Annotated in this window: 23 protein-coding genes; 14 read left to right on the top strand and 9 right to left on the bottom strand. The window is 66.5% G+C overall.

Translation table 11 applies throughout. The features are described 5' to 3' along the window. Positions 1 to 32: 32 nt before the first annotated feature. A complete protein-coding gene (locus tag WKR98_RS25825; RefSeq protein ID WP_124688754.1) occupies positions 33 to 248 on the bottom strand; it encodes an RNA-binding S4 domain-containing protein in 216 nt (71 codons plus the stop codon). 119 nt (positions 249 to 367) lie between these two features. Here WKR98_RS25825 and WKR98_RS25820 point away from each other — a divergent pair, with 119 nt between their 5' ends. From WKR98_RS25820 to WKR98_RS25795, 6 genes are all read left to right on the top strand, one after another. Continuing rightward, complete coding sequence (locus WKR98_RS25820; RefSeq protein ID WP_124688755.1) at positions 368 to 1,729, top strand: tryptophan--tRNA ligase; 1,362 nt, start codon at positions 368 to 370, stop codon at positions 1,727 to 1,729. Between the two features lie 61 nt (positions 1,730 to 1,790). Further along, positions 1,791 to 2,420, top strand: a complete 630-nt coding sequence (locus tag WKR98_RS25815; RefSeq protein WP_124688756.1) for an L-threonylcarbamoyladenylate synthase — start codon at positions 1,791 to 1,793, stop codon at positions 2,418 to 2,420. 64 nt (positions 2,421 to 2,484) lie between these two features. Further along, positions 2,485 to 3,132: a site-2 protease family protein gene (locus WKR98_RS25810; RefSeq protein ID WP_124688757.1), complete on the top strand. Its 648-nt coding sequence runs from the start codon at positions 2,485 to 2,487 to the stop codon at positions 3,130 to 3,132. 171 nt (positions 3,133 to 3,303) lie between these two features. Further along, positions 3,304 to 4,203, top strand: a complete 900-nt coding sequence (gene dapA, locus WKR98_RS25805; protein ID WP_124688758.1) for a 4-hydroxy-tetrahydrodipicolinate synthase — start codon at positions 3,304 to 3,306, stop codon at positions 4,201 to 4,203. A gap of 99 nt (positions 4,204 to 4,302) precedes the next feature. Further along, complete coding sequence (gene bamC, locus WKR98_RS25800; protein ID WP_124688759.1) at positions 4,303 to 5,472, top strand: outer membrane protein assembly factor BamC; 1,170 nt, start codon at positions 4,303 to 4,305, stop codon at positions 5,470 to 5,472. A gap of 131 nt (positions 5,473 to 5,603) precedes the next feature. Beyond that, the gene (locus tag WKR98_RS25795) at positions 5,604 to 6,386 is read left to right on the top strand and encodes an MBL fold metallo-hydrolase (RefSeq protein WP_124688760.1); all 783 of its coding nucleotides are present in this window, start codon (positions 5,604 to 5,606) and stop codon (positions 6,384 to 6,386) included. Between the two features lie 98 nt (positions 6,387 to 6,484). On the opposite strand, the gene WKR98_RS25790 is transcribed toward WKR98_RS25795, so the two are convergent. Beyond that, positions 6,485 to 6,706, bottom strand: a complete 222-nt coding sequence (locus tag WKR98_RS25790; RefSeq protein ID WP_124688761.1) for a hypothetical protein — start codon at positions 6,704 to 6,706, stop codon at positions 6,485 to 6,487. Positions 6,707 to 6,986: 280 nt separating this feature from the next. Then, a complete protein-coding gene (locus tag WKR98_RS25785; RefSeq protein ID WP_124688762.1) occupies positions 6,987 to 7,277 on the bottom strand; it encodes an ArsR/SmtB family transcription factor in 291 nt (96 codons plus the stop codon). Positions 7,278 to 7,420: 143 nt separating this feature from the next. On the opposite strand from WKR98_RS25785, the gene WKR98_RS25780 reads away from it, so the two are divergent. From WKR98_RS25780 to WKR98_RS25770, 3 genes are all read left to right on the top strand, one after another. Continuing rightward, complete coding sequence (locus WKR98_RS25780; RefSeq protein WP_341435045.1) at positions 7,421 to 9,025, top strand: sensor histidine kinase; 1,605 nt, start codon at positions 7,421 to 7,423, stop codon at positions 9,023 to 9,025. After that, the gene (locus WKR98_RS25775) at positions 9,022 to 9,639 is read left to right on the top strand and encodes a response regulator transcription factor (protein WP_124688764.1); all 618 of its coding nucleotides are present in this window, start codon (positions 9,022 to 9,024) and stop codon (positions 9,637 to 9,639) included. The genes WKR98_RS25780 and WKR98_RS25775 overlap by 4 nt, the downstream gene beginning before the upstream one ends. Positions 9,640 to 9,730: 91 nt before the next feature. Continuing rightward, on the top strand, positions 9,731 to 10,201 hold the full coding sequence (locus WKR98_RS25770) for a GlcG/HbpS family heme-binding protein (protein ID WP_124688765.1): 471 nt from the start codon (positions 9,731 to 9,733) through the stop codon (positions 10,199 to 10,201). Between the two features lie 22 nt (positions 10,202 to 10,223). Here WKR98_RS25770 and WKR98_RS25765 read toward each other — a convergent pair whose 3' ends face one another. Next, entirely contained in the window at positions 10,224 to 11,369 is a 1,146-nt protein-coding gene (locus WKR98_RS25765; protein ID WP_341435044.1) for a cupin domain-containing protein, read from the bottom strand. A 105-nt stretch (positions 11,370 to 11,474) separates the two neighbouring features. On the opposite strand from WKR98_RS25765, the gene WKR98_RS25760 reads away from it, so the two are divergent. Further along, entirely contained in the window at positions 11,475 to 12,050 is a 576-nt protein-coding gene (locus WKR98_RS25760; protein ID WP_445936168.1) for an FKBP-type peptidyl-prolyl cis-trans isomerase, read from the top strand. A gap of 28 nt (positions 12,051 to 12,078) precedes the next feature. Here WKR98_RS25760 and WKR98_RS25755 read toward each other — a convergent pair whose 3' ends face one another. Together WKR98_RS25755 and mutS are read right to left on the bottom strand one after the other, a co-directional pair. After that, positions 12,079 to 13,119, bottom strand: a complete 1,041-nt coding sequence (locus WKR98_RS25755) for a hypothetical protein (RefSeq protein ID WP_341435042.1) — start codon at positions 13,117 to 13,119, stop codon at positions 12,079 to 12,081. Beyond that, on the bottom strand, positions 13,116 to 15,740 hold the full coding sequence (gene mutS / locus WKR98_RS25750; RefSeq protein WP_445936165.1) for a DNA mismatch repair protein MutS: 2,625 nt from the start codon (positions 15,738 to 15,740) through the stop codon (positions 13,116 to 13,118). The genes WKR98_RS25755 and mutS overlap by 4 nt, the downstream gene beginning before the upstream one ends. Positions 15,741 to 15,958: 218 nt before the next feature. Between mutS and WKR98_RS25745 the strand changes: the two genes are divergently transcribed. The 4 genes from WKR98_RS25745 to WKR98_RS25730 all read left to right on the top strand — a co-directional run bounded on the left by WKR98_RS25745 (position 15,959) and on the right by WKR98_RS25730 (position 18,915). Continuing rightward, positions 15,959 to 16,216, top strand: coding sequence for a type II toxin-antitoxin system Phd/YefM family antitoxin (locus WKR98_RS25745; RefSeq protein WP_087841819.1), 258 nt, complete (start codon positions 15,959 to 15,961; stop codon positions 16,214 to 16,216). 9 nt (positions 16,217 to 16,225) lie between these two features. Further along, a complete protein-coding gene (locus tag WKR98_RS25740; RefSeq protein WP_341435041.1) occupies positions 16,226 to 16,639 on the top strand; it encodes a type II toxin-antitoxin system VapC family toxin in 414 nt (137 codons plus the stop codon). Between the two features lie 149 nt (positions 16,640 to 16,788). Further along, on the top strand, positions 16,789 to 18,219 hold the full coding sequence (locus WKR98_RS25735) for an AAA family ATPase (RefSeq protein ID WP_341435040.1): 1,431 nt from the start codon (positions 16,789 to 16,791) through the stop codon (positions 18,217 to 18,219). A gap of 15 nt (positions 18,220 to 18,234) precedes the next feature. Continuing rightward, positions 18,235 to 18,915: a hypothetical protein gene (locus WKR98_RS25730; protein ID WP_341435039.1), complete on the top strand. Its 681-nt coding sequence runs from the start codon at positions 18,235 to 18,237 to the stop codon at positions 18,913 to 18,915. Here WKR98_RS25730 and WKR98_RS25725 read toward each other — a convergent pair. From WKR98_RS25725 to WKR98_RS25715, 3 genes are read right to left on the bottom strand one after another with little or no spacing between them, the layout of a single operon-like run. Next, positions 18,886 to 19,716, bottom strand: coding sequence for an arylamine N-acetyltransferase family protein (locus WKR98_RS25725; protein WP_341435038.1), 831 nt, complete (start codon positions 19,714 to 19,716; stop codon positions 18,886 to 18,888). The genes WKR98_RS25730 and WKR98_RS25725 overlap by 30 nt on opposite strands. Positions 19,717 to 19,733: 17 nt before the next feature. Beyond that, on the bottom strand, positions 19,734 to 20,117 hold the full coding sequence (locus WKR98_RS25720; protein WP_445936164.1) for a YkvA family protein: 384 nt from the start codon (positions 20,115 to 20,117) through the stop codon (positions 19,734 to 19,736). Between the two features lie 16 nt (positions 20,118 to 20,133). After that, positions 20,134 to 20,409, bottom strand: a complete 276-nt coding sequence (locus WKR98_RS25715; RefSeq protein ID WP_124688771.1) for a metal/formaldehyde-sensitive transcriptional repressor — start codon at positions 20,407 to 20,409, stop codon at positions 20,134 to 20,136. Between the last annotated feature and the right edge of the window lie 38 nt (positions 20,410 to 20,447).

The following is a 20,447-nucleotide window of genomic DNA, read 5'->3' as shown; positions in this document are numbered from 1 at the left end:
GCGGGTGAAGCGGGGCGGTCCAGGCGCTGCAATCAGCCCTGGACCAGGATCCGCGCCCCTTCCATTTCCACCACCTGCCCGGCCCGTATCTTGCAGGTCTTGCGCAACTCCACCTTCCCATCCACCTTCACCATCCCCGCCGCAACCAGCGCCTTCCCCGCCCCTCCCGAGTCGGCAAGCCCCGTAAGCTTGAGCAAATCGCACAACGGTACAAACTCGTTCGTCAGCGTGAACGTGGTCGAAGACATGACGGTCCCGGGAACATAAAAACGCAATCCGCCATTATCCGCCATGCCCGGACGCTCCCGCGCCCGGGAGGTACACTGCGGCTCTACGTTCCATCTTTCCGCTTGTCGCGCTCCGACCCATGAGAACCCGCATCCTCACCGGCATCACCACCTCCGGCACGCCCCACCTGGGCAACTACGTGGGCGCCATCCGCCCCGCCATCCAGGCGAGCCGCAACGACGACAACGATGCCTTCTTCTTCATGGCCGACTACCACGCGCTCATCAAGTGCGAGGATCCCGTCCGCCTGCAGCGCTCGCGCCTGCAGATCGCCGCGACCTGGCTGGCCGCCGGGCTCGACCCCAAGCGCGTCACCTTCTACCGGCAGTCCGACCTGCCCGAGATCCCCCAGCTGTGCTGGCTGCTGACCTGCGTCACCGCCAAGGGCCTGATGAACCGGGCCCATGCCTACAAGGCCGCGGTGGACCAGAACGTGGCCGACAACGAGGACCCGGACGCCGGCGTCACGATGGGGCTGTTCTCGTATCCCGTGCTGATGGCAGCCGACATCCTGCTGTTCAATGCCCATCGCGTGCCGGTGGGCCGCGACCAGATCCAGCACATCGAGATGGCGCGCGACATCGCCCAGCGGTTCAGCCACCTGTACGGCGGCGGCCGCGAACTGTTCGTGCTGCCCGAAGTGCAGATCGACGAGGCCGTGGCCACCTTGCCGGGCCTGGACGGACGCAAGATGTCCAAGAGCTACAACAACACCATTCCCCTGTTCGAGGGCGGCGCCAAGCACCTGCGCGAGGCCATCGGCCGCATCGTGACCGATTCGCGCCTGCCGGGCGAACCCAAGGATCCGGACAATTCGCAGCTCTACACGATCTACCGGGCCTTCGCCGCCGATGGCGAGACCGCCGCGTTCCGGCGTTCGCTGGAAGAGGGCCTGGGCTGGGGCGACGCCAAGCAGGCGCTGTACGAACGCATCGAGAGCGAAGTCGGCCCGATGCGCGAACGCTACGACACGCTGATGGCCCGTCCCGACGACATCGAGGACATCCTGCTGGAAGGCGCGCGCAAGGCGCGTGCCATCGGCGAGCCCTTCCTGGCCGAGTTGCGGGCCGCGGTGGGGCTGGATGCCCCGCGTGCGTCGTCGTCCCCCGCGCAGTCCGCGAAGAAGAAAGCCGGCAAGCAGGCCCGCTTCGTCAGCTTCCGCGACGACGACGGCCGCTTCCGCTTCCGCTTCCTGGCGGCCGACGGCCAGGACCTGTTGCTGTCCGAGTCGCATGCCGATGCCCAGGCGGCCGGCGCCGTCATCAAGCGGCTGCGCGCGCTGGCCGATCCGGCTCAGGCGCTGCGGGCGGAAGGGGAGTCCTACGTGCTGGATCTGGACGGAGCGGTGGTCGCGCGTGGTTCAGGTTTTGCCGATGCCGCGGGCCGCGATGCCGCGCTGGCCAAGCTGGCCGCCGAATTGCGTACGCTGGCCGCCGAGTAAGCGGCCGGCGGCAAGGTTTCCGGACGGTTTCCGGACTGGTCGATGTTTGCGAGGCGTAGTCGTGGCACAGTTTTTCTCCGTTCATCCTCAGAATCCCCAGATGCGCCTGCTCAAGCAGGCGGTCCAGCTGATCCGGGCCGGTGGATTGGTGGCCATACCCACCGACTCCAGCTACGCCCTCGTGGCGCCGCTGGACGACAAGCACGCGGCCGAGGCGCTGCGGCGCCTGCGCGGCGTGGACGAACGACATCACCTGACCGTGCTGTGCCGGGACCTGGCCGAGATCGGCCAGTTCGCCCACGTCGACAACCAGCAGTACCGACTGCTGAAGGCCGCCACGCCGGGGCCCTGGACCTTCATTCTCGAGGCCACGCGGGAGGTGCCGCGCCGGCTGTCCCACCCTTCGCGCAAGACCATAGGCATACGCGTGCCGGATCACCCGATCGCGCTCAGCCTGCTCGAGGAAATGGGCGCGCCGCTGCTGTCCAGCACGCTGATTCCCGCCAACGAGGACGAGCCGCTCAACGACGCCGAGCAGATCCGCGAGCGCTACGAACATGAGCTGGCGGCGGTGGTCGACGGCGGCGCCTGTCCGCGCGAACCGACCACCGTAATAGACCTGACCGGCGCCGAGCCGGAGGTCGTGCGCCGCGGCCGCGGCGATCCCGGCACCCTGGGCGTCGCGGCGTAAATCCCGGGCCGAAAATGCGCGCGGCCGTCGCCGGGCGGCCATGCTCTGCCGCTACAATGCCGCGATGGATTCCATCATTCAGACAATCGCGGTCTATGCGATCCCGTTGATCTTCGCCATTACCCTGCACGAGGCCGCCCACGGATACGTGGCGCGCATGTTCGGGGACGATACGGCCACCCAGGCCGGACGCGTGACGCTCAATCCGATCAAGCACATCGATCCGATCGGCACCCTGCTGGTGCCGGCCTTCATCCTGCTGACCAGCAAGCTGCTGGGCGGGGCGGGCCTGCTGTTCGGCTGGGCCAAGCCCGTGCCCGTCGATTTCGGCCGCCTGCGCCGGCCCAAGCAGGACATGCTGTGGGTGGCCGCCGCCGGCCCCGGCATCAACCTCGTCATGGCCATCATCTGGGCGGTGGGGCTCAAGCTCATGGTCCAGTCCGGCGTGAACGAGACCTTTTTCGTCGCCATGGCGGTGGCGGGCGTGCAGGTCAATCTGATGTTGATGGCCCTGAACCTGCTGCCCATCCCCCCGCTGGATGGCGGCCGCATCGTCTTCAGCCTGCTGCCGCACGACCTGGCCTGGAAATATTCCAAGATCGAACCCTATGGCATGATGATCCTGATCGTGCTGCTGATGACCGGCATGCTGGGCTTCCTGGTCCAACCCATGCTGGCCCTGGGCGACGCCATCGTCAGATTGTTTATTTGATCCCCCCTACGCGCTTCGCGCGCCCCCCGGGGGGCGAAACCGGCGGACCGGCGGAGCCGGATCCGCGGTTTCCTGGGAGGCGCGCGCGGCGCGTAGGAGCGAGCCTCTACAGGCGGTATACTCCATTGATTTTCTTCCTTTTCGTCCCGTTTCGGGCCACCCTGGCAGCGTATGGCAACCACATCTCGCACTCCTATTGAAGGCAGCATCGTCGCAATCGTCACTCCGATGCAGCCGGACGGGAAGCTCGATTTCGAGGCCTTCCGGGCCTTGCTCGACTGGCACCTGGCTGAGGGCACCGATGGCTTCGTGGTGGTGGGCACGACGGGCGAATCGCCCACCGTGTCGGTGGACGAGCATGTCGAACTGATCCGCTTCGCCGTCCAGCACGTGGCGGGCCGCGCACCGGTCATCGCCGGTACCGGCGCCAACTCCACGGCGGAAGCCATCGAGCTGACCGAGGCCGCCAAGAAAGTCGGCGCCGACGCCGGCCTGTCCGTGGTGCCTTACTACAATCGCCCCACGCAGGAAGGCCTGTACCGGCATTTCAAGACCATTGCCGAGGCGGTCGACCTGCCGATGATCCTGTACAACGTACCGGGACGCACCGGCTGCGACATGGCCGGCGAGACCACGGTGCGCCTGGCGCAGGTACCCGGCATCGTCGGGCTGAAGGACGCCACCGGCGACATCGGCCGCGGCGCGCTGCTGCTTGGCCAGGTGCCCGACCATTTCGCGGTCTACAGCGGCGATGACCCCACCGCGGCAGCGCTGATGCTGTTGGGCGCCCGGGGTAACATCTCCGTCACCGCCAACGTCACGCCCCGCCTGATGCATGAGCTGTGCGTGGCGGCGGTGGCCGGCGATGCCCGCCTGGCCGCGAAGATCAACCAGCGCATGGCGCTGCTGAACCGCAACCTCTTCGTCGAACCCAACCCCATCCCCGTCAAGTGGGCCCTGGCCCAGATGGGACGCATGGCGCTGGGATACCGCCTGCCCATGACTGAACTCGGCGCGCAGCATCACGCTGTGGTGCGCGAGGCGCTCAGGGCGGCCGGCGTCGAAATCTGAACCCCACACGCCCCCCATGTTTTGCCCCGACATGACCCGCCGGACCCAACATGGGCTGGCGGTGGCTTCAGGAGTTACCCATCAATGAATGCAGTTCGTATGAATTTGCCGCGCCTGGCCGTCCTGCCGGTGCTGATTTCCTTGTCCGCGCTGTTCGCGGGCTGCAGCAGCGTCAACCAGCTGCTGGGCAAGGAAGAGTCCGTCGACTACAAGAGCGCATCCAAGCCGGCTTCGGCCAAGCTGGAAGTGCCTCCCGACCTGACCCAGCTTCCCACCGACAACCGGTTCCAGGTTCCCTCCCAGACTTCTTCCGGGTCGACGCCGCCGGCGCCCTCGACCACGACCTTCTCCAGCTACTCGACGGTCCAGCCTGAAACCAAGCCGGCCGCCAGCAACGTGCTGCCCGAGCGTTCGGACATGCGTGTCGAACGCGACGGCGACCAGCGCTGGCTGGTGGTGATCGATCGGTCGCCCGAGCAGCTCTACCCCGTGGTGCGCCAGTTCTGGCAGGACCTGGGCTTCCTGATGCGCGAAGACCTGCCCCAGGCCGGTGTGATGGAAACCGACTGGGCCGAGAACCGGGCCAAGATCCCGCAGGACTTCATCCGCAACACCATCGGCAAGGTCTTCGATTCGCTGTGGTCCACCGGCGAACGCGACATGTTCCGCACCCGCCTCGAGCGCGTGGGCAACAGCACCGAGATCTACATCAGCCATCGCGGCGCGGTCGAGGTGCTGACCGGCGCCGAGAAGAGCCAGACCACCTGGACCACGCGTCCCAACGACCCGGGCCTGGAAGCCGAAATGCTGAGCCGCCTGATGATTCGTCTGGGCTCCGATTTCGACCGGGCCAAGGCAGCGGTGGCCAATGCCACGCCGGTGACCCCGGGCGCGGCGCCGCAACTGGTGACCGGCTCGGGCGATACCGGCGCGCTGCAGATCGCCGAACCGTTCGATCGTGCGTGGCGCCGTGTGGGCCTGGCCCTGGACCGCGGCGGCTTCACGGTCGAGGACCGCAACCGCGCCGAGGGTGTCTACTACGTGCGCTACGTCGATACCGACGCGGCCAGCACCGAGAGCAAGCCGGGCTTCTTCGGCCGCCTGTTCGGCCGTGGCAGCGACAAGCCCGAGACCCGTCCGCAGTATCGCGTGAAACTGGTCACGTCCAACGACCGGACCCAGGTTACCGTGCTGAACGCGCAGGGCGCGCCCGAGAACACCGCCACCGGCCGTCGCATCCTGAACGTCCTGTCCAACCAGCTGAAGTAATGGCTGGGATTGGCCATGTGTGCCTGCTGATCCAGGGCGCAGCGGATCCGGCTTTGCCGGTCCGCCAGCGCCGCCCCCTTGAGGGGGAGCGGCCGAAGGCCGCCCGGGGGTGGACTTCCTAGGTGGGCTCCATGCGCTATACGAGTCTTGGCAGCGGCAGCGAGGGCAATGCCCTGGTTGTCGAGGCCAGCGAAGGGCTGTCGGTCACCCGCGTCATGATCGACTGCGGGTTCGGGCTGAAAGAGATCGAAAGGCGCCTGCTCGGCCGTGGCATCGAGCCCTCATCCCTGAACGGCATCCTGGTCACGCACGAGCACGGCGACCACATCGGCGGTGTATTCCGCCTGGCTCGCCGCCATGGCATTCCCGTGCATCTGACCACCGGCACGCGCGCCGCCGTGGCTGCCCGCATCCCCGAAGGCATGACCGCCGTCTGCTGCGACAGCCACACCGCCTTTTCCATAGGCGGCCTGCGCGTGCAGCCCTTCCCGGTGCCCCACGATGCCCGCGAGCCGGTGCAGTACGTGCTGGACGACGGCCAGTGGCGGCTAGGTGTGGTGACGGACCTGGGCGAGGGCACGCCGCATGTCCACCGGACGCTGTCCGGCTGCGATGCGTTGGTGCTCGAATGCAACCACTGTCCGGACATGCTGGCGCGTAGCGATTACCCCGTTTCTCTGAAATACCGGATAGCCGGCCGCTACGGACATCTTTCCAACACGGCGGCGGCGGAGATCTTGCGCATGGTGGACCGGTCGCGCCTGAAATACCTGCACGCGGCTCATCTCAGCAAGCAAAACAATGTGCCGGAACTGGCGCGAGCGGCGCTCGCGCCGATATTGGGATGGCCATCCGAGAAAATAGGGGTGGCCGACCAGGACACCGGATTCGATTGGGTGGCCCTGAAGCCATAAAAAAACCCCGGATATCGGGGTTTTTTTTGCCGCGCGAGGCGGCCATCGATGAGTGGAAACCCGGGCCCGGCGGATGCCGGCCGGGCTCCACGTTCGACTTACTGCTGGGCGGGAGCCGGGGCGGCAGGGGCCTGGTCGGCGGGAGCCGCGGGCTCGGCGGGAGCCGGAGCAGCGGGCTCGGCCGGGGCGGGCGCGGGCTCAGCCGGGGTGGTGACGGCCGGAGGAGTCGATTCGGTCGGGGCCGGAACAGCTTCTTCCTTCTTGCCGCAAGCCGACAGAGCGATTGCCAGCAGCGAGGCCAGGAGCAGGGTCTTCTTCATGATCTCTTTTCCTTTGAGGTGTTAGTCGTAAATACACAAAACACAAACCAGAAATAGCGCTATTTCCCGTTCTTACCCAAACAAGGCTGCTGTGTCTGCCGTTATTCGAGCACGGATAAATTCTAGCAGCGTCTCTAGGTATTTTCCATGGTGGAGGCCGGAAGTAAGATTTGCGTAAGCAATTTGTGTATCCGATTGGTCAATAATGTGCGCAAGGGTTTCGGTTTGTGGTTTTTGACGCACATTCCGGCTCGTTTCCCGTGGGAAATTCCCAGGAAAGTCAGAGCTTCCGGAGCTGTTCGACCAGTTGGGCAATGGCTTCTTCATTGCGCTTGTAGAACACCCACTGCCCGATGCGCCGGGTCGTGACGAGGCCGGCGCGCTGCAGGGTGGCCAGGTGGGCGGACACGGTCGACTGGGACAGGCCGCAGCATTCGAACATGCCGGCGCAGACACCGACGTCGAGCGGGTGTTCCTGCCCGGCGAAATGGCGTTCCGGCTCCTTGAGCCATTGCAGGATGTCGCGCCGCGCCGGATGCGCCAGTGCCTTGATGGTGGCGTCGAGGTCCATGACGAGAAAACGGTATGGGCGAAGAATATCGCCATGGAGCGAATTATAAATCGCCTGGTTTCGATACGTCCGCCCGCACGGGAATATCCCGGCGCGCCGGGACGGGCGCTGCGGGGCGCCTGCCGGTACTATCTGCATCCATGATGAAACGTCAATCCGCGATGGCCGCCGTTCTGGCGGGGGCCTGGCTGGTGCTGGTCCTGGCCGGCGCCGTCGTGCTGTACCGCCAGGCCCTGGACAGGCTGCGCGCGGACCTGGACGGTGCGGCCGACGCCGTGGCCGGCCTCGTCTCGCAGCGCATCGCGCAGCATGACGCCCACCTGACCAGCATGGCGGCGCTGGCGCAGCGATCCGATCGCATCCTGCTCGACGAGATCGGGCAGGTGGCGGGCGCGATCCGCGCGTTCTATCCGCGCATCGAAGGAGTGGACCTGATCGGCTGGGAAAACACCTCGTCCCAGGCCGGCTGGCGCACGCTGGTCTCCAGCCGCCGGTCGGGCCTCCCGCCCCTGGAACCGCAGCACCTGGGTCCGGTGATCGCGACGGCCCAGCCCGGGCGGCCGGTCAGCACGGTGCCGGAGCCGGGCCAGTCCCGCTATCTGCTGGTCAAGCGATTGCCGCCCGCCGTGGGCCGGCTGGCGCTGGTGCTGACCGTGGATCTGGCGGAGCTGGTGGCCGCCGACGAATTGCCCATGGGGACGCGGCTGGCCCTGCGCCTGGACGGGGCCGCGGCCCGGGTCGACCACGGCGCGGCTGCGCCGGAGAAGGGGCTGCACCCGCCTGCCATGGCAGCGGTGCGTATGCTGGAGAACGCCGGCCAACCCATCATGCTGCGCCTGTCCCGGCATCCGGGATGGAGCGATCTGGCGCTGGGCCGGCCGCTGGCGTTGTTGGTGCTGGTGTCCCTGGCCCTGCTGGCGCTGGCGGCGCTGCTGGCCGTGCAGCGCCGCCGCGCCGTGCAGGCTCGGGGCGAGGCCGAGCGGGCTCGGCAGGCGGGGCGGCTCAGCAAGCAGGAAGCCACCCTGGCGCATGCGGCGCGGGTCAACGCGATGGGGGAAATGGCCTCGGGCATCGCGCACGAACTGAACCAGCCGCTGACCGCGCTGCTGAGCCAGAGCCAGGCGGCGCTGCGCCTGGCCGGCCTGCCCGCTGCCGAGCCCGACGCCATGCGCCGCGTGCTGGAGTCCAACGTGCAGCAGGCCCGCCGGGCCGCGGACATCCTGGCCCGCATGCGCGCCTACGTCGGCGCGGATCCGCCCGCGGCGCAGGCTTGCGACCTGGGCGAAGTCGCCGCCGACATGGTGGCGCTGATGGGGGCGGACCTGTCGGCCCGCGGCGTGCGCCTCGAAACGGACGTGACCGTGCCGCCGCCCGTCGCGTGGGTGGACCGGGTGCAGGCGGGGCAGGTCATGCACAACCTGATCCGCAATGCCGCCGACGCCCTGGCGGCGGTGCCCGAGGAACGCCGGCGCATCGTCCTGCGCCTCGGCCAGGCCGACGGCATGGCGCGCATCGTGGTCGACGACGATGGCCCGGGAGTCGCGTCCGACATGCTGGCGCACGTCTTCGAGCCCTTCCGTTCCGACAAGGAGGACGGCATGGGGCTGGGGCTGGCCATCTGCGAAAGCATCGTCCACCATTTCGACGGCAGCATCTCGGCCGCCAACCGGCCAGAGGGCGGCGCGCGGTTCACCGTGCTGCTGCCGCTGGCCGGCGGCCGGCGAACCTCACAGGAGCCCATGGCGTGACCTTTCAACCTCCCGTCTACCTGGTCGATGACGACCGAGCCGTGCGCGACGCGGTGGCGCTGCTGCTGTCCACGTATGGCCTGCGTGTGGAAACCTTCGCCCACCCGCTGGATTTCCTGTCCCGCCAGCCGGAGCTGGAGCCGGGCTGCATCGTGCTGGACCTGCGCATGCCCGCCATCACCGGGCTGCAATTGCAGCAGAAGCTCCAGGAATCGGGCTGCGGCTGGCCCATCGTCCTGCTGACCGGCCATGGCGACATGCAGGCATGCCGGCGGGCCTTCAAGGCGGGCGCGGTGGACTTCCTGAGCAAACCGGTGGACGAGCACGTGCTGATGGAGGCGGTCAACACCGCCTTCGCCGCGCTGGCCCGCTACCGCGAGCAGGACGAGCAGCGCGCGCTGCTCGCGCGCCTGACCGAGCGCGAGCGCCAGGTGCTGGCGCTGGTGGCGCAGGGCTACGCGACCAAGGAGATCGCCGCGGCGCTGGAGCTGTCTCCGCGCACCGTCGAGACCCATCGCGCCCACATCTCCGAGAAGATAGGCAGCACGTCGGTGGTCGAGTTCGCCCGCCTGGCACAGGCGAGCCAGGAGCAGGGGGCGGGAGGGAATCCGTAGGGCTACGGATGCCGGTGCGTAGCGAGCACGATGGGCGGCGGACGCGTCCGCGAGCAAACTGCGGGTGTCGATTCCACAGGAGGAAAAAACGATGTCCCGTCTGCTCAAAACCCTGTTCGTCCTGGCCGCCTGCGCCGGTTCCAGCGCCTACGCGCAAACGCCCGCGTCGCTGACGCTGTCCCAGGCCACCGAGCTGGCCCAGGCCGCCGTACAAGCCTGCGCGGCCAAGAACTACCAGGTCGCCGCCACCGTGGTCGACCGCGGCGGCAACGTGCTGGCCATGCTGCGTTCCGACTTGTCGGGCCCGCACACCGCCGACGCCTCGCGCCGCAAGGCCTACACCTCGCTGACGATGCGCGCGCCCACCTCGGCGCTCGCCAATGCCGTCGAGAACAACCCCGGCGCGCGCCAACTGGTGGCGATCAGCGACTTCCTGATCCTGGCGGGCGGCGTGCCCATCAAGGTCGGCAACGAGACCATCGGCGCGATCGGCGTCGGCGGCGCGCCGGGCGGCAACCTGGACGAGGAATGCATCAACGTCGCGCTGGCCGCGCGCAAGTAAGCAAGGCCGGCAGGGCGCGGCGTCAGGGGCGGTAGTGTAGCCATCCGGCGTCCAGCCATTCCTGCAGGGCCGCGCGTTCGTCGTCGTCCGGTCTTGCCGGGACGCACGCCAGGCGCCGCAGGTCAGCCAGCCTGCGAAGGGCCGGGGTCGCATCGACCTCGGCCCTTTCGCCGTTGATGAACAGCATCCGGCCACGGTGGATCATCAGCGTTCGGCGGTCCAGCACGAGTTCCCCCGATGACGGCCAGTCCGTCTCCAGGTCTGGCAGCACCGCGGGATCGGGCGTGTCGAACACCACTTCCGGCTTGGGTTCGGTCAGCCAGTGGCCCAGGTGGCACGCGGCCAGCGCCGCATCGAACTTCACCGCCGATACGGCCGCCAGCGCGGCCTCGACCATGGCCTCGGGCAGGGCGGCGGGCTGCCGCACCGCGGGCTGGCCGGCATCCTTGTAGTGCCCGCGCAGCGCGGACGGCAGGCGCTCGGTCAGCGATTCGGACGCGAATTCCAGCATGCCGCGCGCCAGTTCGGCCAGCGATGGCGAGCGGAAACCGATGGAGATCGTCATGCAGTCGTCGCCCTCGGCGATGCCGTCGTGGGCGTAGGCGGGCGGCAGGTACAGCATGTCGCCCGCTTCCAGCACGAATTCCTCGGTGGGCTCGAAGCGGCGCAGCACCTTGAGCGGCGCGTCGGGGTCCAGTTCCAGGTCGCGCTGGCGGCCGATGCGCCAGCGCCGGCGCCCGCTGGCTTGCAAAAGGAAGACGTCGTAGCTGTCGAAGTGCGGACCGACGCCGCCGCGATCGGTGGCGATGCTGATCATCACATCGTCCAGCCGCGCGTCGGGAACGAAGCGGAACCGCGCCATCAGGTCGGCCGCCGCGTCGTCGTGCAGGTTCACCCCCTGGACCAGCAGTGTCCATTCCGGTTCGCGCGCCGGCGGCAGCCGCCCGAACGGGCCGCGCTCCATCTGCCAGGCGCCCTGCTCGCGCCACACCAGCCGGGATTCGACCTCGTCCCGGCGGGCCAGCCGCTTGACCTGGGCGATGGACATCGGCGGCCGGAAGTTTTCGAAGGCGCCGCGTATCAGCAGCGGCTTGCGCTGCCAGTGGCGCTGCATGAACTGGGACGGCGAGAGGCCGCCCAGGAGGCGGGTGGGGAGGTCGGGATTCATGGGGATGCTTCGGTCCGGGAGGGGCGGGGCCAGCCTGTAGAATGAAAGGCCATCCAACGTATACGGGAAACCAAGATTATGACCGCTTCCAACAGCGATCCGGCCCTGGCCGTCGGCGAGAATACCGTCGTCACGGTCGAGTTCTGGATCATGAGCACGGACGGGGAAGCGCTCGATGACAGCGATGGCCCCGTGAGCTTTCTCCATCGCGGGCTGGACAGCCTGCTGCCCCGCCTGGACGACGGCCTGGAAGGCAAGACCGCCGGTTTCGAGCAGACCTTCCATCTCGAGCCGAGCGACGCGTTCGGCGACTACGATCCGGAACTGCTGCGGGTCGAGCCGCGTTCGCGCTTCCCGGAGCCGATCGAGGTCGGCATGCAGTTCGAAGGCGTGCCGGGCGACGCCGAGGACGACGAGGATACCGAGGTCGAGCCCGACGACGGCGACAGCGACGAGAATGCGTTGATCTTCTCGGTTACCGACCTGACCGACGACAAGGTGGTGCTCGACGCCAACCATCCCTATGCGGGCATGGCGCTGCGCGTGCGCATCAAGTTGCTGGAGGTCCGCCGGGCCGACCCGGAGGAAATCGAGCAGGGGTACGCCGACAGCGATGAGGAAAGCGACGATGTCCTGGACGCGCTGATCGAGGCCCGGCGCAATCCCGGCACGCTGCATTAAGCCGGGGCTGCCTTGCCCGGCGGTTTGATTAGCGGGGCTGCGGAGGACGCAGCACCGTGTTGATGCCTTCCAGCCGGAAGACGTCCCGGTTGCCAGGCTCCACGTTCACCTTGATCCAATGGGCGGGTTCCGGCACGGCGGGCATCGCGACGCGCGCCACGTTCTGCAGCGTCTTGCCGTTGAACTTGAGCGGATGGTCCGCCAGGGCGTGGCGCGACCGGCCGCGCTCGGGCGAGGGGCCGCCGCCGTGCACGACCAGCACCTGGCCGGCATATTTGGCGGCCAGCCGGGCCAGGTCCGTCTTCAGCGCGGCATACGGATCGACGCCGCCGGCCACGGTGTGCCGCCCTTCGAAGTGCGGGTCGGCGGAGAAGGCCAGGACCAGGCCGCGGGCCTTGAGCCGCGTGGCGGCCGCGAAGGCCTGCCGCAGCCACGAGGCATCGGCCTGGACCCTTTCCTCGTATTCGCCGTTGCGTCCCGCGCCGGTGCGGTAATTGTTCTGGTTGCCCGGGACGTTCAGCGTGACGAACAGCACGTCGCCGTATTCCCAGCGCGCATTCTCGGGATAGCCGCGAAAACGCGCGGTCTCGCTCTGGCGCTGCAGGTCCAGTTTCAGCATGCCCAGCGAGTCGTCCGGATCGAAGAACAATTCGCGCAGCCGGTTCAGGCGCTCCACGGGGCCGAACTGCCCCGCGGCGGGGCGGTCGCACTCGGCCCAGTCGTTCTCGCCCGGGGCCAGCACCAGCGGGACCGGACTGCCGTTCAGCAGGGCGTGCCGGCGCGCATAGGTCTTGTCGTCGCAGCGCTCGTCGCGTCCCTTGATGTTGCCGGTGTGGATGGCCAGGTCGGTCTCGGTGCCGAACTGGGCCAGCATCTGGGCGACGGCGGCCTCGTCGCCGTCGTGCGCGGGCACGCCGCCCAGCAGGGCGAAGGCGAAACCCTGGCGGGCCGCATAGCCGGATTCGGCGTTGGTGGTGGCGGCCGCCGCCGGCGCCATCGCCGCGCACGCCAGCGCCGCCGCCAGCAGCAGGCGGGGCCAGGAAGGCGGGCGCGGCGCGGGTGTGGTCATTGCGGCAGGGCCAGGTTCTTGAGCCGGTAGAGTTCGTCCAGCGCCTCGCGCGGGCTGAGCCGGTCCGGATCGATCCCGTCCAGCGCGTCCCGCACGGCTTCCATGGCGTGGTCCCGCGCCTGCTCCATTTCCTGCGCTTCGGCGGCCCCGTCCTGCGGCGGCGCGAACAGCGCCATCTGCGGGACCTGGGAGCCTTGCGTCTCCAGCTTTTCCAGCTCGCGCCGCGCCATGCGCACGACCGCGGCGGGGATGCCCGCGCGCTGCGCGACCTGGATCCCGTAGCTGCGGCTGGCGGGGCCTTCGCGCACCTCGTGCAGGAAGACGATGCCCTTGTGCGATTCCGCCGCGGCCAGGTGGACGTTGGCGACTTCGGGGCGTACCGAGGGCAGGCGGGTCAGTTCGAAATAATGCGTGGCGAACAGGGTCAGCGCGCGATTCTGCGACACGAGCTGGAAGGCAATCGCCCAGGCCAGCGCCAGGCCGTCGTAGGTCGAGGTGCCGCGGCCGATCTCGTCCATCAGCACCAGGCTGTCGGACGTGCTGGACGAGAGGATGGCGGCGGCCTCGATCATCTCCATCATGAAGGTGGAGCGTCCGCCCGCGAGGTCGTCGGCGGCGCCGATGCGGGTGAACACGCGGTCGATGCGGCCGATGCGCGCCGCCCGCGCCGGCACGAAGCTGCCGATGCGCGCCAGCAGCACGATCAGCGCGGTCTGCCGCATGTAGGTCGACTTACCGCCCATGTTGGGGCCGGTGATCAGCAGCATGCGGCGGGTCTGCGCCAGGCGGCAGTCATTCGGCGTGAAGCGTTCGATGACCCGCTCCACCACCGGATGGCGGCCCTGTTCGATCTGGATCTCGGCCGTGTCCAGCAGTTCGGGCGCGACCCAGTCGTTGGTGCGGGCATGGAAGGCGAGGGCGGCCAGCACGTCGATCTCGGCCAGCGCCGCGGCCGTCCGGGTCAGCGCGCGCACGTGTGGCGCCAGGGTATCCAGCAACTGCTCGTACAGCCATTTCTCGCGCGCCAGCGCGCGGTCCTGGGCGGACAGGATCTTGTCTTCCCAGGTCTTGAGTTCGGGCGTGATGTAGCGTTCGGCGTTCTTGAGCGTCTGCCGGCGGCGGTAGTCGTCGGGGACCTTGTCGGTCTGGCCGCGCGTGACCTCGATGAAGAAGCCGTGCACCCGGTTGAACTCCACGCGCAGATTGGCGATGCCCGTGCGTTCCCGCTCGCGCTTCTCCAGCTGCACCAGGAAATCGCCGCTGTGCGATTCCAGCGCGCGCAGCTCGTCCAGTTCGGCATCGAAACCGGCGGCCAGCACGCCGCCGTCGCGCACGTTGACGCCGGGCTCGGCGGCGATGGCGCGCGCGAGCAATTCGCCGATGGCGGGGTCGGGCGCGAGCTGGGCCGCCAGTTCGGGCAGCCGTGCCTGCGTGTCGGCCGACAGCATCGAGCCCGTGCCGGCCAGGCGCAGCACCATGGCGTGCAACCCGGGCAGCAGCGCCAGCGCGTCGCGCAGGCTGGCCAGTTCGCGTGGCCGCACCGAGCGCAGGGCCACACGCGCGGAGATGCGCTCCACATCGGGAAGCGGCGCCAGCGCATCCTGCAGCAGGCGCGGATCGCCGCCATCGAGCAAGGTTTCGATGGCGCGCAGGCGGCCGGCGGCGGGATCGTTGTCGCGCAGGGGGTGGTGCAGCCAGCGGCGCAGCAGCCGGCTGCCCATGGGCGTCTGGCAGTGGTCCAGCACCGAGAACAACGTGGGGGACTCTTCGCCGCGCAGGGTCTCGGTCAGTTCCAGGTTGCGCCGCGTGACGGGGTCGAGCAGCACGTACTGGCTGGCGCGGTCGGCGGTCAGTTGCTGCACGTGCGCCAGCGCCTGGGACTGCGTGTTCGAAACGTAGCGCAGCAGTGCGCCCGCGGCGCAGATGGCCTCGGGCATGTCCTCGACGTCGAAGCCGGCCAGCGAGTCGGTGCCGAAGTGGTTCAGCAATTGCTGGCGGGCGCCGCTGGTCTCGAAATGCCAGACCGGCACCGGGCTGATGGGGGCGCTGAAATCGACCGGCAGCGGCTGGCCCTCGGCCAGAATGACTTCGGCCGGCGAGATGCGATGCAGTTCGCTCGCCAGCAGGGCCGGCGCGCATTCGGTCAAACGGAATTCACCGCTGGCCAGGTTCAGCCAGGCGATGCCCAGGCGCCCTGTCTTGCCGTTGCCCGGCTGGACCGCGGCAACGGCGCGATCGGCCTTGGCCGGAAGCAGGGCTTCGTCGGTCAGCGTGCCGGGCGTCACGATGCGGACGATGCGGCGTTCCACCGGTCCCTTCGAGGCGGCGGGGTCGCCGATCTGTTCGCAGATCGCGACCGATTCGCCCAGCTTGACCAGCCTGCCCAGGTACTGCTCGACGGCGTGGAAAGGCACGCCCGCCATCCGTATGGGTACGCCATTGGAGGCGCCGCGGGTGGTCAACGTCAGGTTCAAAAGCCGCGAGGCCTTTTCCGCATCGTCGTAGAACAGCTCGTAGAAATCGCCCATGCGGTAGAACAGCAGCAGAGGGCCGGCTTCGGCCTTCAGGCGGAGATACTGCTGCATCATCGGCGTGTGTGCGCTGGTATCCGATTCTTTCATTAACAATCAATAGGTTCGTGAGGCGCTGGATGAGGGCAATGGACAACTTCGACCAGGTTCTACTGGAAGAGCGGAGTGCTGTCCCTGCCAAATATGGCATTGTAGTGAGGGCTGTCGATTACCAGCGAGTATGAGACAGATTGCCACGGATCGATTGTAGGAGATGGAGTCAAGTTGTAAACTAGTCAGATGACTAGTCTTTTATGGGATGCCGCATCATGAAAAGCTGGGCCATACAGGACGCAAAGGCGCGCTTTAGCGAGTTTCTTGAGGCGTGTCTCTCGGAGGGACCGCAGATGGTGACCAAGCGTGGAGCCGAAGCCGCCGTGCTCGTCCCCGCCGCCGAATGGAAACGCCTGCGTGCAGCGGCTAAGCCGTCGTTGAAGGAACTGCTGCTTTCGGATACCGCACGTACGGAGTGCCTCGTGCCGCCACGTGGGGCGGCACGGCGCCGACGCATTGCGCCTATTCGCTGAGCGCGCCGCATGTATCTGCTGGACACCAACGTCATTTCCGAATTGCGACGGCCGCGCCCGCATGGCGCGGTCGTCGCCTGGCTCCGGTCCGTTGCCGATGGCGACCTTTATCTGTCTGCGGTCACGTTGGGAGAGATCGAGGCCGGCGTCGAGTTGACGCGCGACCAGGACCCGGACAAGGCCGACGAAATCGCTCGCTGGGCCGACCTGGTGGCTGCCTCGTACAACGTCCTGCCCATGGATGCGGAAACCTTCAGGCGCTGGGCGCGCCTGATGCACCGGCGCTCCGACACGCTGTACGAGGATGCGATGATTGCTGCCACCGCGCAGCAGCACCAACTGGTAGTGGTGACACGCAACGCCGGCGATTTCGCTCCCTTTGGGGTGGAGGTCTTTAATCCGTTCGAGGCGAAGGCGGTGTGATCGGCAACTCGTCTGCAATGCCTCCGAAGTTCGCTTCTTCGTAATCAGCAGGAGGTAAAATCTTTCGAATGTGGTTCACTTAGAAGCTGTCACGGACTACTTGGGTGGCTTTAGCCAGAGCAGCGCCTGCAAATTGTCCAGGGAACATCATGTTGACTCGTTTAAAGGTCGTCGGGTTCAAGAACCTTCGGGATATCGACGTCCAGTTTGGTCTGTTCACATGCATTGCCGGTGCCAATGGCGTCGGGAAATCGAATCTGTTCGATGCGATTACTTTCTTGTGCGATTTGGCGTCCATGCCGATTCTCAAGGCCTGCAGCAATGTGCGCGGTACGCATGGTCGGGCGTCAGAGTTCGGGTCTCTGTTCTTCCATGAAAAGGGGAAGAAAGAGCTTCGGATGGAATTTCTTGCGGAAATGATTGTTCCCAATGAGGTCGTGGATGATTTCGACCGCAGTGTGAAGCCTACGGCAACGCTGCTTGAATACTCCTTGGTGCTTCGCCTCAATACCGAAGCTCCATCTGGTTCCTCCAAGGATCCGATCTACATCGAACGCGAAGAACTGCGTGCGAAGCCGTCCAGCGAAGCGCAAAAATTTCTTTCTTTCAATGCTGGTGCTGATCTGGCCAAGAATAGAAAACTGATCTTTGGGCCCGGGGCGCGTACGTCCCCATTCATCGAAACAGACAGCAAGGATTCGGATACCACGATTTTGTTGCGCAGCGACCGTGGTGGTGGGCAGCCTCAGAAGATTTCCGCCCGCAAAAGCCCGCAAACCATTCTTTCCGGCGTTAATTTGTCGTCGCATCCGACAGCCTTGGCCGCCCGTCGGGAAATGCAGTCGTGGCGGATGCTGCAATTGGAGCCTTCGGCGTTGCGCGCGCCGGACGATGTATTTGGCGAAGCATCGCTTTCCTCTACGGGTGAGCATATGCCCAATACGTTGTTCCGCCTGGGTGGGTACAGCGACATCGCAAACAGATTGGCCGATCTGATTCCCGGCGTAACAGCCTTGGACGTAGATACCGACGAGACGCGGCAACAGCGCACACTGTCGGTGAAGATGAGCGATGGTCGTCCGTATTCTGCGAGTTCATTGTCGGACGGCACGCTTCGGTTCCTTGCGCTTGCAGTGCTTGCCAGTGATCCAGATGCCAAAGGACTGGTATGCCTGGAAGAGCCTGAGAACGGTATCCATCCTTTGCGCATTCCAGAGATGCTTCGCCTGGTTAAGGAGCTTTCCGATGCCGACCTGCAGGGAGAAGAGTTTGCCGTTCAGCATTCGCTGCGGCAAGTCATCATCAATACCCATTCGCCACTGGTCGTGGCTGAGCTTTTAGACGACGAATTGCTGTTTGCGGAGTCCTTGCGCCTGCGCGGGGCCTCGTTCGCAAACTTCAAACCGATTGGTGGAACGTGGCGCGCACGTGCACCGGGCGCGTCCGATGCGGGATTCATCACACGGGGCGAGTTGCACGCCTACCTCTCTGGCATGAGGATGAGGTCGAAGAGCAATGGTCCCAAACACGTCGTGGACCATTTGCCGATTGAGACACCGGATCTTTTTCAAAGTGCCTGATCGCGTGGTCTGTGTATGAAAACTCTGACAGTTACTCTACTCACCGATGGGACATCGGATCGGACTCTACTACCCATTGTCCAGTTTCTCTTGGATGCATGGAGTCCGCTTCCCCATCGAACGCTATTCGCCGAAGGTCTTCATTCGGGCGCGCTCAAATTCAGAATTCCTCGGGTAATAGAGCTTTTCCCATGCGATTTGCTGTTTATTCACAGAGATGCAGAGCGCGAGCCCCTTGAACACCGCGTTCAAGAAATCCGGACAGCGCTAGCCGAGTCTGCATCCCAGCACTTTCCGCATATCTGCCTTGTACCTGTGCGTATGACCGAAAGTTGGCTGCTGCTGGACGAACTAGCGATCCGTTCAGCCGCAGGCAATCCCGATGGACGTATCCCACTCAAACTCCCCAAAGCGGTTGCCGTGGAAGAGCTTGCAGACCCTAAGAGCAAACTGTTCGAATCGCTGGCGACCGCAGCCGAAGTGACGGGAAGGCATCGGCGGAGGTTCAGTCCGGAAGCCGCACGGCATCGCGTGGCGGAGATTTTCGATCCAGGCACGCTGCGTCAACTTGCGTCTTTCAAGTTTGCTGAAGACCAAGTCAGGGAATTTTTTCGTACCAACTTCAGTGCGATCTCAGGACAAACGCATGAAGCTACCCTGGGCCTATCAGAGCAGCGCAATAGGAGTCAGAGATAGCGCGATCGTCCGCAGCGCGTCCATCGGCAGGTCGATCCCGAAATGTTCGCCCAGCGCCGTCTGCAAGTCCTGCGGACCGTCCAGTTCCTGGTCCCGGGCACTGCCGTCGGCTTCCCGGAACTTCAGGACCTTGCCGAGCAGGCTCACCCGGCGGCCTTCGGGCAGCGCCAGCGCCGCGGTCGGTCGTTGGAGGAAGAACGACCCAGGATGCGTGCTGGTGTACCAGTTCGCCACCTCGCGGTCGACCATGGGCATGTCCTCGCCGGTGAACTCGTAGACGTCGATCCACTGGTCGGCGTGCCGCACCTGGTGGAACCACCTGCCGTCCTCGCGCGCCAGGCGCCGCGTGTCGTGGGACGTGGCCTGGACCAGGCCATCCTCCAGGCGCAGGGCGCGGGTGAGTGAGGTGGCGCCGACGCCGACATCGGTGATCCAGTCCTGTCCATCCAGGGTGACCGCCAGCGTCAGGTGCGTGCGCTGGACCATGATGCTGCGATCGGCCGTGCTCAGGCGTACCCGTGCCGCCAGGGGGCGCACGGCAAAGCCCAGCCGCGCCAGCAGTTCCAGGAACAGGCCGTTCAACTCGAAGCAATAGCCGCCGCGGCGCGCGGTGACCAGCTTGTCGTACAGGCGCTGGGGGTCGAGGTGGATGGGCCGGCGCAGCAGCACGTCCAGGTTCTCGAATGGAATGGTTTGCGAGTGGGCGCGGGTCAGCGCATCCAGCACCGCGAGGGAAGGGGCCGTGGAGCCCTGGTATCCGAGCCGTGCCAGGTACGCGTCGATGTCGAACGTATTGCCCACGGGGTCTCCTTGTCGAGTCAGGCGAACGCCGCCTTCCGGAACAAGACTAACAGGACCAGGGCCGCGGCGAGCACCCATATCGCGATGAACACCGCCGCGGCCGCCCGGCTGACCGGCCGGCTCGACATGTCCGCGGCAGAACGCCTGAATTCGGCCATCAGATCGGCGGGAATGAGGCGCACGACCAGCAGGATGCCGAGCGGGACGATGATGAGATCGTCCAGGTATCCCAGCACGGGGATGAAATCGGGAATGAGGTCGATGGGCGAGACCGCGTAGGCGGCCACCAGCAGGGCGAGCACCTTGGCCATCCAGGGCGTACGAGGGTCCCGGGCCGCCAGCCAGATCGCGACGACATCCTGCTTGATGCGCCGGGCCCATTGCTTCATCCGCTTGATCATGGTGCGCGTCCAGCCCTTACTTCATGTAGGACCGCACGGCGGCCACGACTTCTTCCAGGTCGGCCGCCCGCACGTCGGCGGGCGCGTCGGCGCGGCCCAGGTGCTCGCGGATGTGTCCCTCCAGCACTTCGGCCATGAGCCCGTTCACCGCGCCCCGTATCGCGGCGATCTGCTGCAGGATCGCCGTGCATTCCACCTGCTGGCCAAGGGCGTGCTCCAGGGCCTCGGCCTGTCCCTTGATCCGGCGCACGCGCGTCAGGAGCCGTTTCTGGTTGTGGATGGTATGTGCCATGGACAGCCCTCTTTTTCGCATGAACTATACTGGGGTAT

The sequence above is a fragment of the Pigmentiphaga sp. YJ18 genome, assembly GCF_038066655.1.
GTDB lineage: Bacteria > Pseudomonadota > Gammaproteobacteria > Burkholderiales > Burkholderiaceae_B > Pigmentiphaga.
This window is presented reverse-complemented; position numbering and strand designations above follow the sequence as displayed.

Excerpts from the sequence above, each read along its gene's own strand:
- WKR98_RS25825 (WP_124688754.1), bottom strand. The coding sequence starts at position 248 with ATGTCTTCGACCACGTTCACGCTGACGAACGAGTTTGTACCGTTGTGC.
- WKR98_RS25820 (WP_124688755.1), top strand. The coding sequence starts at position 368 with ATGAGAACCCGCATCCTCACCGGCATCACCACCTCCGGCACGCCCCAC.
- WKR98_RS25810 (WP_124688757.1), top strand. The coding sequence starts at position 2,485 with ATGGATTCCATCATTCAGACAATCGCGGTCTATGCGATCCCGTTGATC.
- dapA (WP_124688758.1), top strand. The coding sequence starts at position 3,304 with ATGGCAACCACATCTCGCACTCCTATTGAAGGCAGCATCGTCGCAATC.
- bamC (WP_124688759.1), top strand. The coding sequence starts at position 4,303 with ATGAATTTGCCGCGCCTGGCCGTCCTGCCGGTGCTGATTTCCTTGTCC.
- WKR98_RS25795 (WP_124688760.1), top strand. The coding sequence starts at position 5,604 with ATGCGCTATACGAGTCTTGGCAGCGGCAGCGAGGGCAATGCCCTGGTT.
- WKR98_RS25790 (WP_124688761.1), bottom strand. The coding sequence starts at position 6,706 with ATGAAGAAGACCCTGCTCCTGGCCTCGCTGCTGGCAATCGCTCTGTCG.
- WKR98_RS25785 (WP_124688762.1), bottom strand. The coding sequence starts at position 7,277 with ATGGACCTCGACGCCACCATCAAGGCACTGGCGCATCCGGCGCGGCGC.
- WKR98_RS25780 (WP_341435045.1), top strand. The coding sequence starts at position 7,421 with ATGAAACGTCAATCCGCGATGGCCGCCGTTCTGGCGGGGGCCTGGCTG.
- WKR98_RS25770 (WP_124688765.1), top strand. The coding sequence starts at position 9,731 with ATGTCCCGTCTGCTCAAAACCCTGTTCGTCCTGGCCGCCTGCGCCGGT.
- WKR98_RS25765 (WP_341435044.1), bottom strand. The coding sequence starts at position 11,369 with ATGAATCCCGACCTCCCCACCCGCCTCCTGGGCGGCCTCTCGCCGTCC.
- WKR98_RS25755 (WP_341435042.1), bottom strand. The coding sequence starts at position 13,119 with ATGACCACACCCGCGCCGCGCCCGCCTTCCTGGCCCCGCCTGCTGCTG.
- mutS (WP_445936165.1), bottom strand. The coding sequence starts at position 15,740 with ATGAAAGAATCGGATACCAGCGCACACACGCCGATGATGCAGCAGTAT.
- WKR98_RS25745 (WP_087841819.1), top strand. The coding sequence starts at position 15,959 with ATGAAAAGCTGGGCCATACAGGACGCAAAGGCGCGCTTTAGCGAGTTT.
- WKR98_RS25740 (WP_341435041.1), top strand. The coding sequence starts at position 16,226 with ATGTATCTGCTGGACACCAACGTCATTTCCGAATTGCGACGGCCGCGC.
- WKR98_RS25735 (WP_341435040.1), top strand. The coding sequence starts at position 16,789 with ATGTTGACTCGTTTAAAGGTCGTCGGGTTCAAGAACCTTCGGGATATC.
- WKR98_RS25730 (WP_341435039.1), top strand. The coding sequence starts at position 18,235 with ATGAAAACTCTGACAGTTACTCTACTCACCGATGGGACATCGGATCGG.
- WKR98_RS25720 (WP_445936164.1), bottom strand. The coding sequence starts at position 20,117 with ATGATCAAGCGGATGAAGCAATGGGCCCGGCGCATCAAGCAGGATGTC.
- WKR98_RS25715 (WP_124688771.1), bottom strand. The coding sequence starts at position 20,409 with ATGGCACATACCATCCACAACCAGAAACGGCTCCTGACGCGCGTGCGC.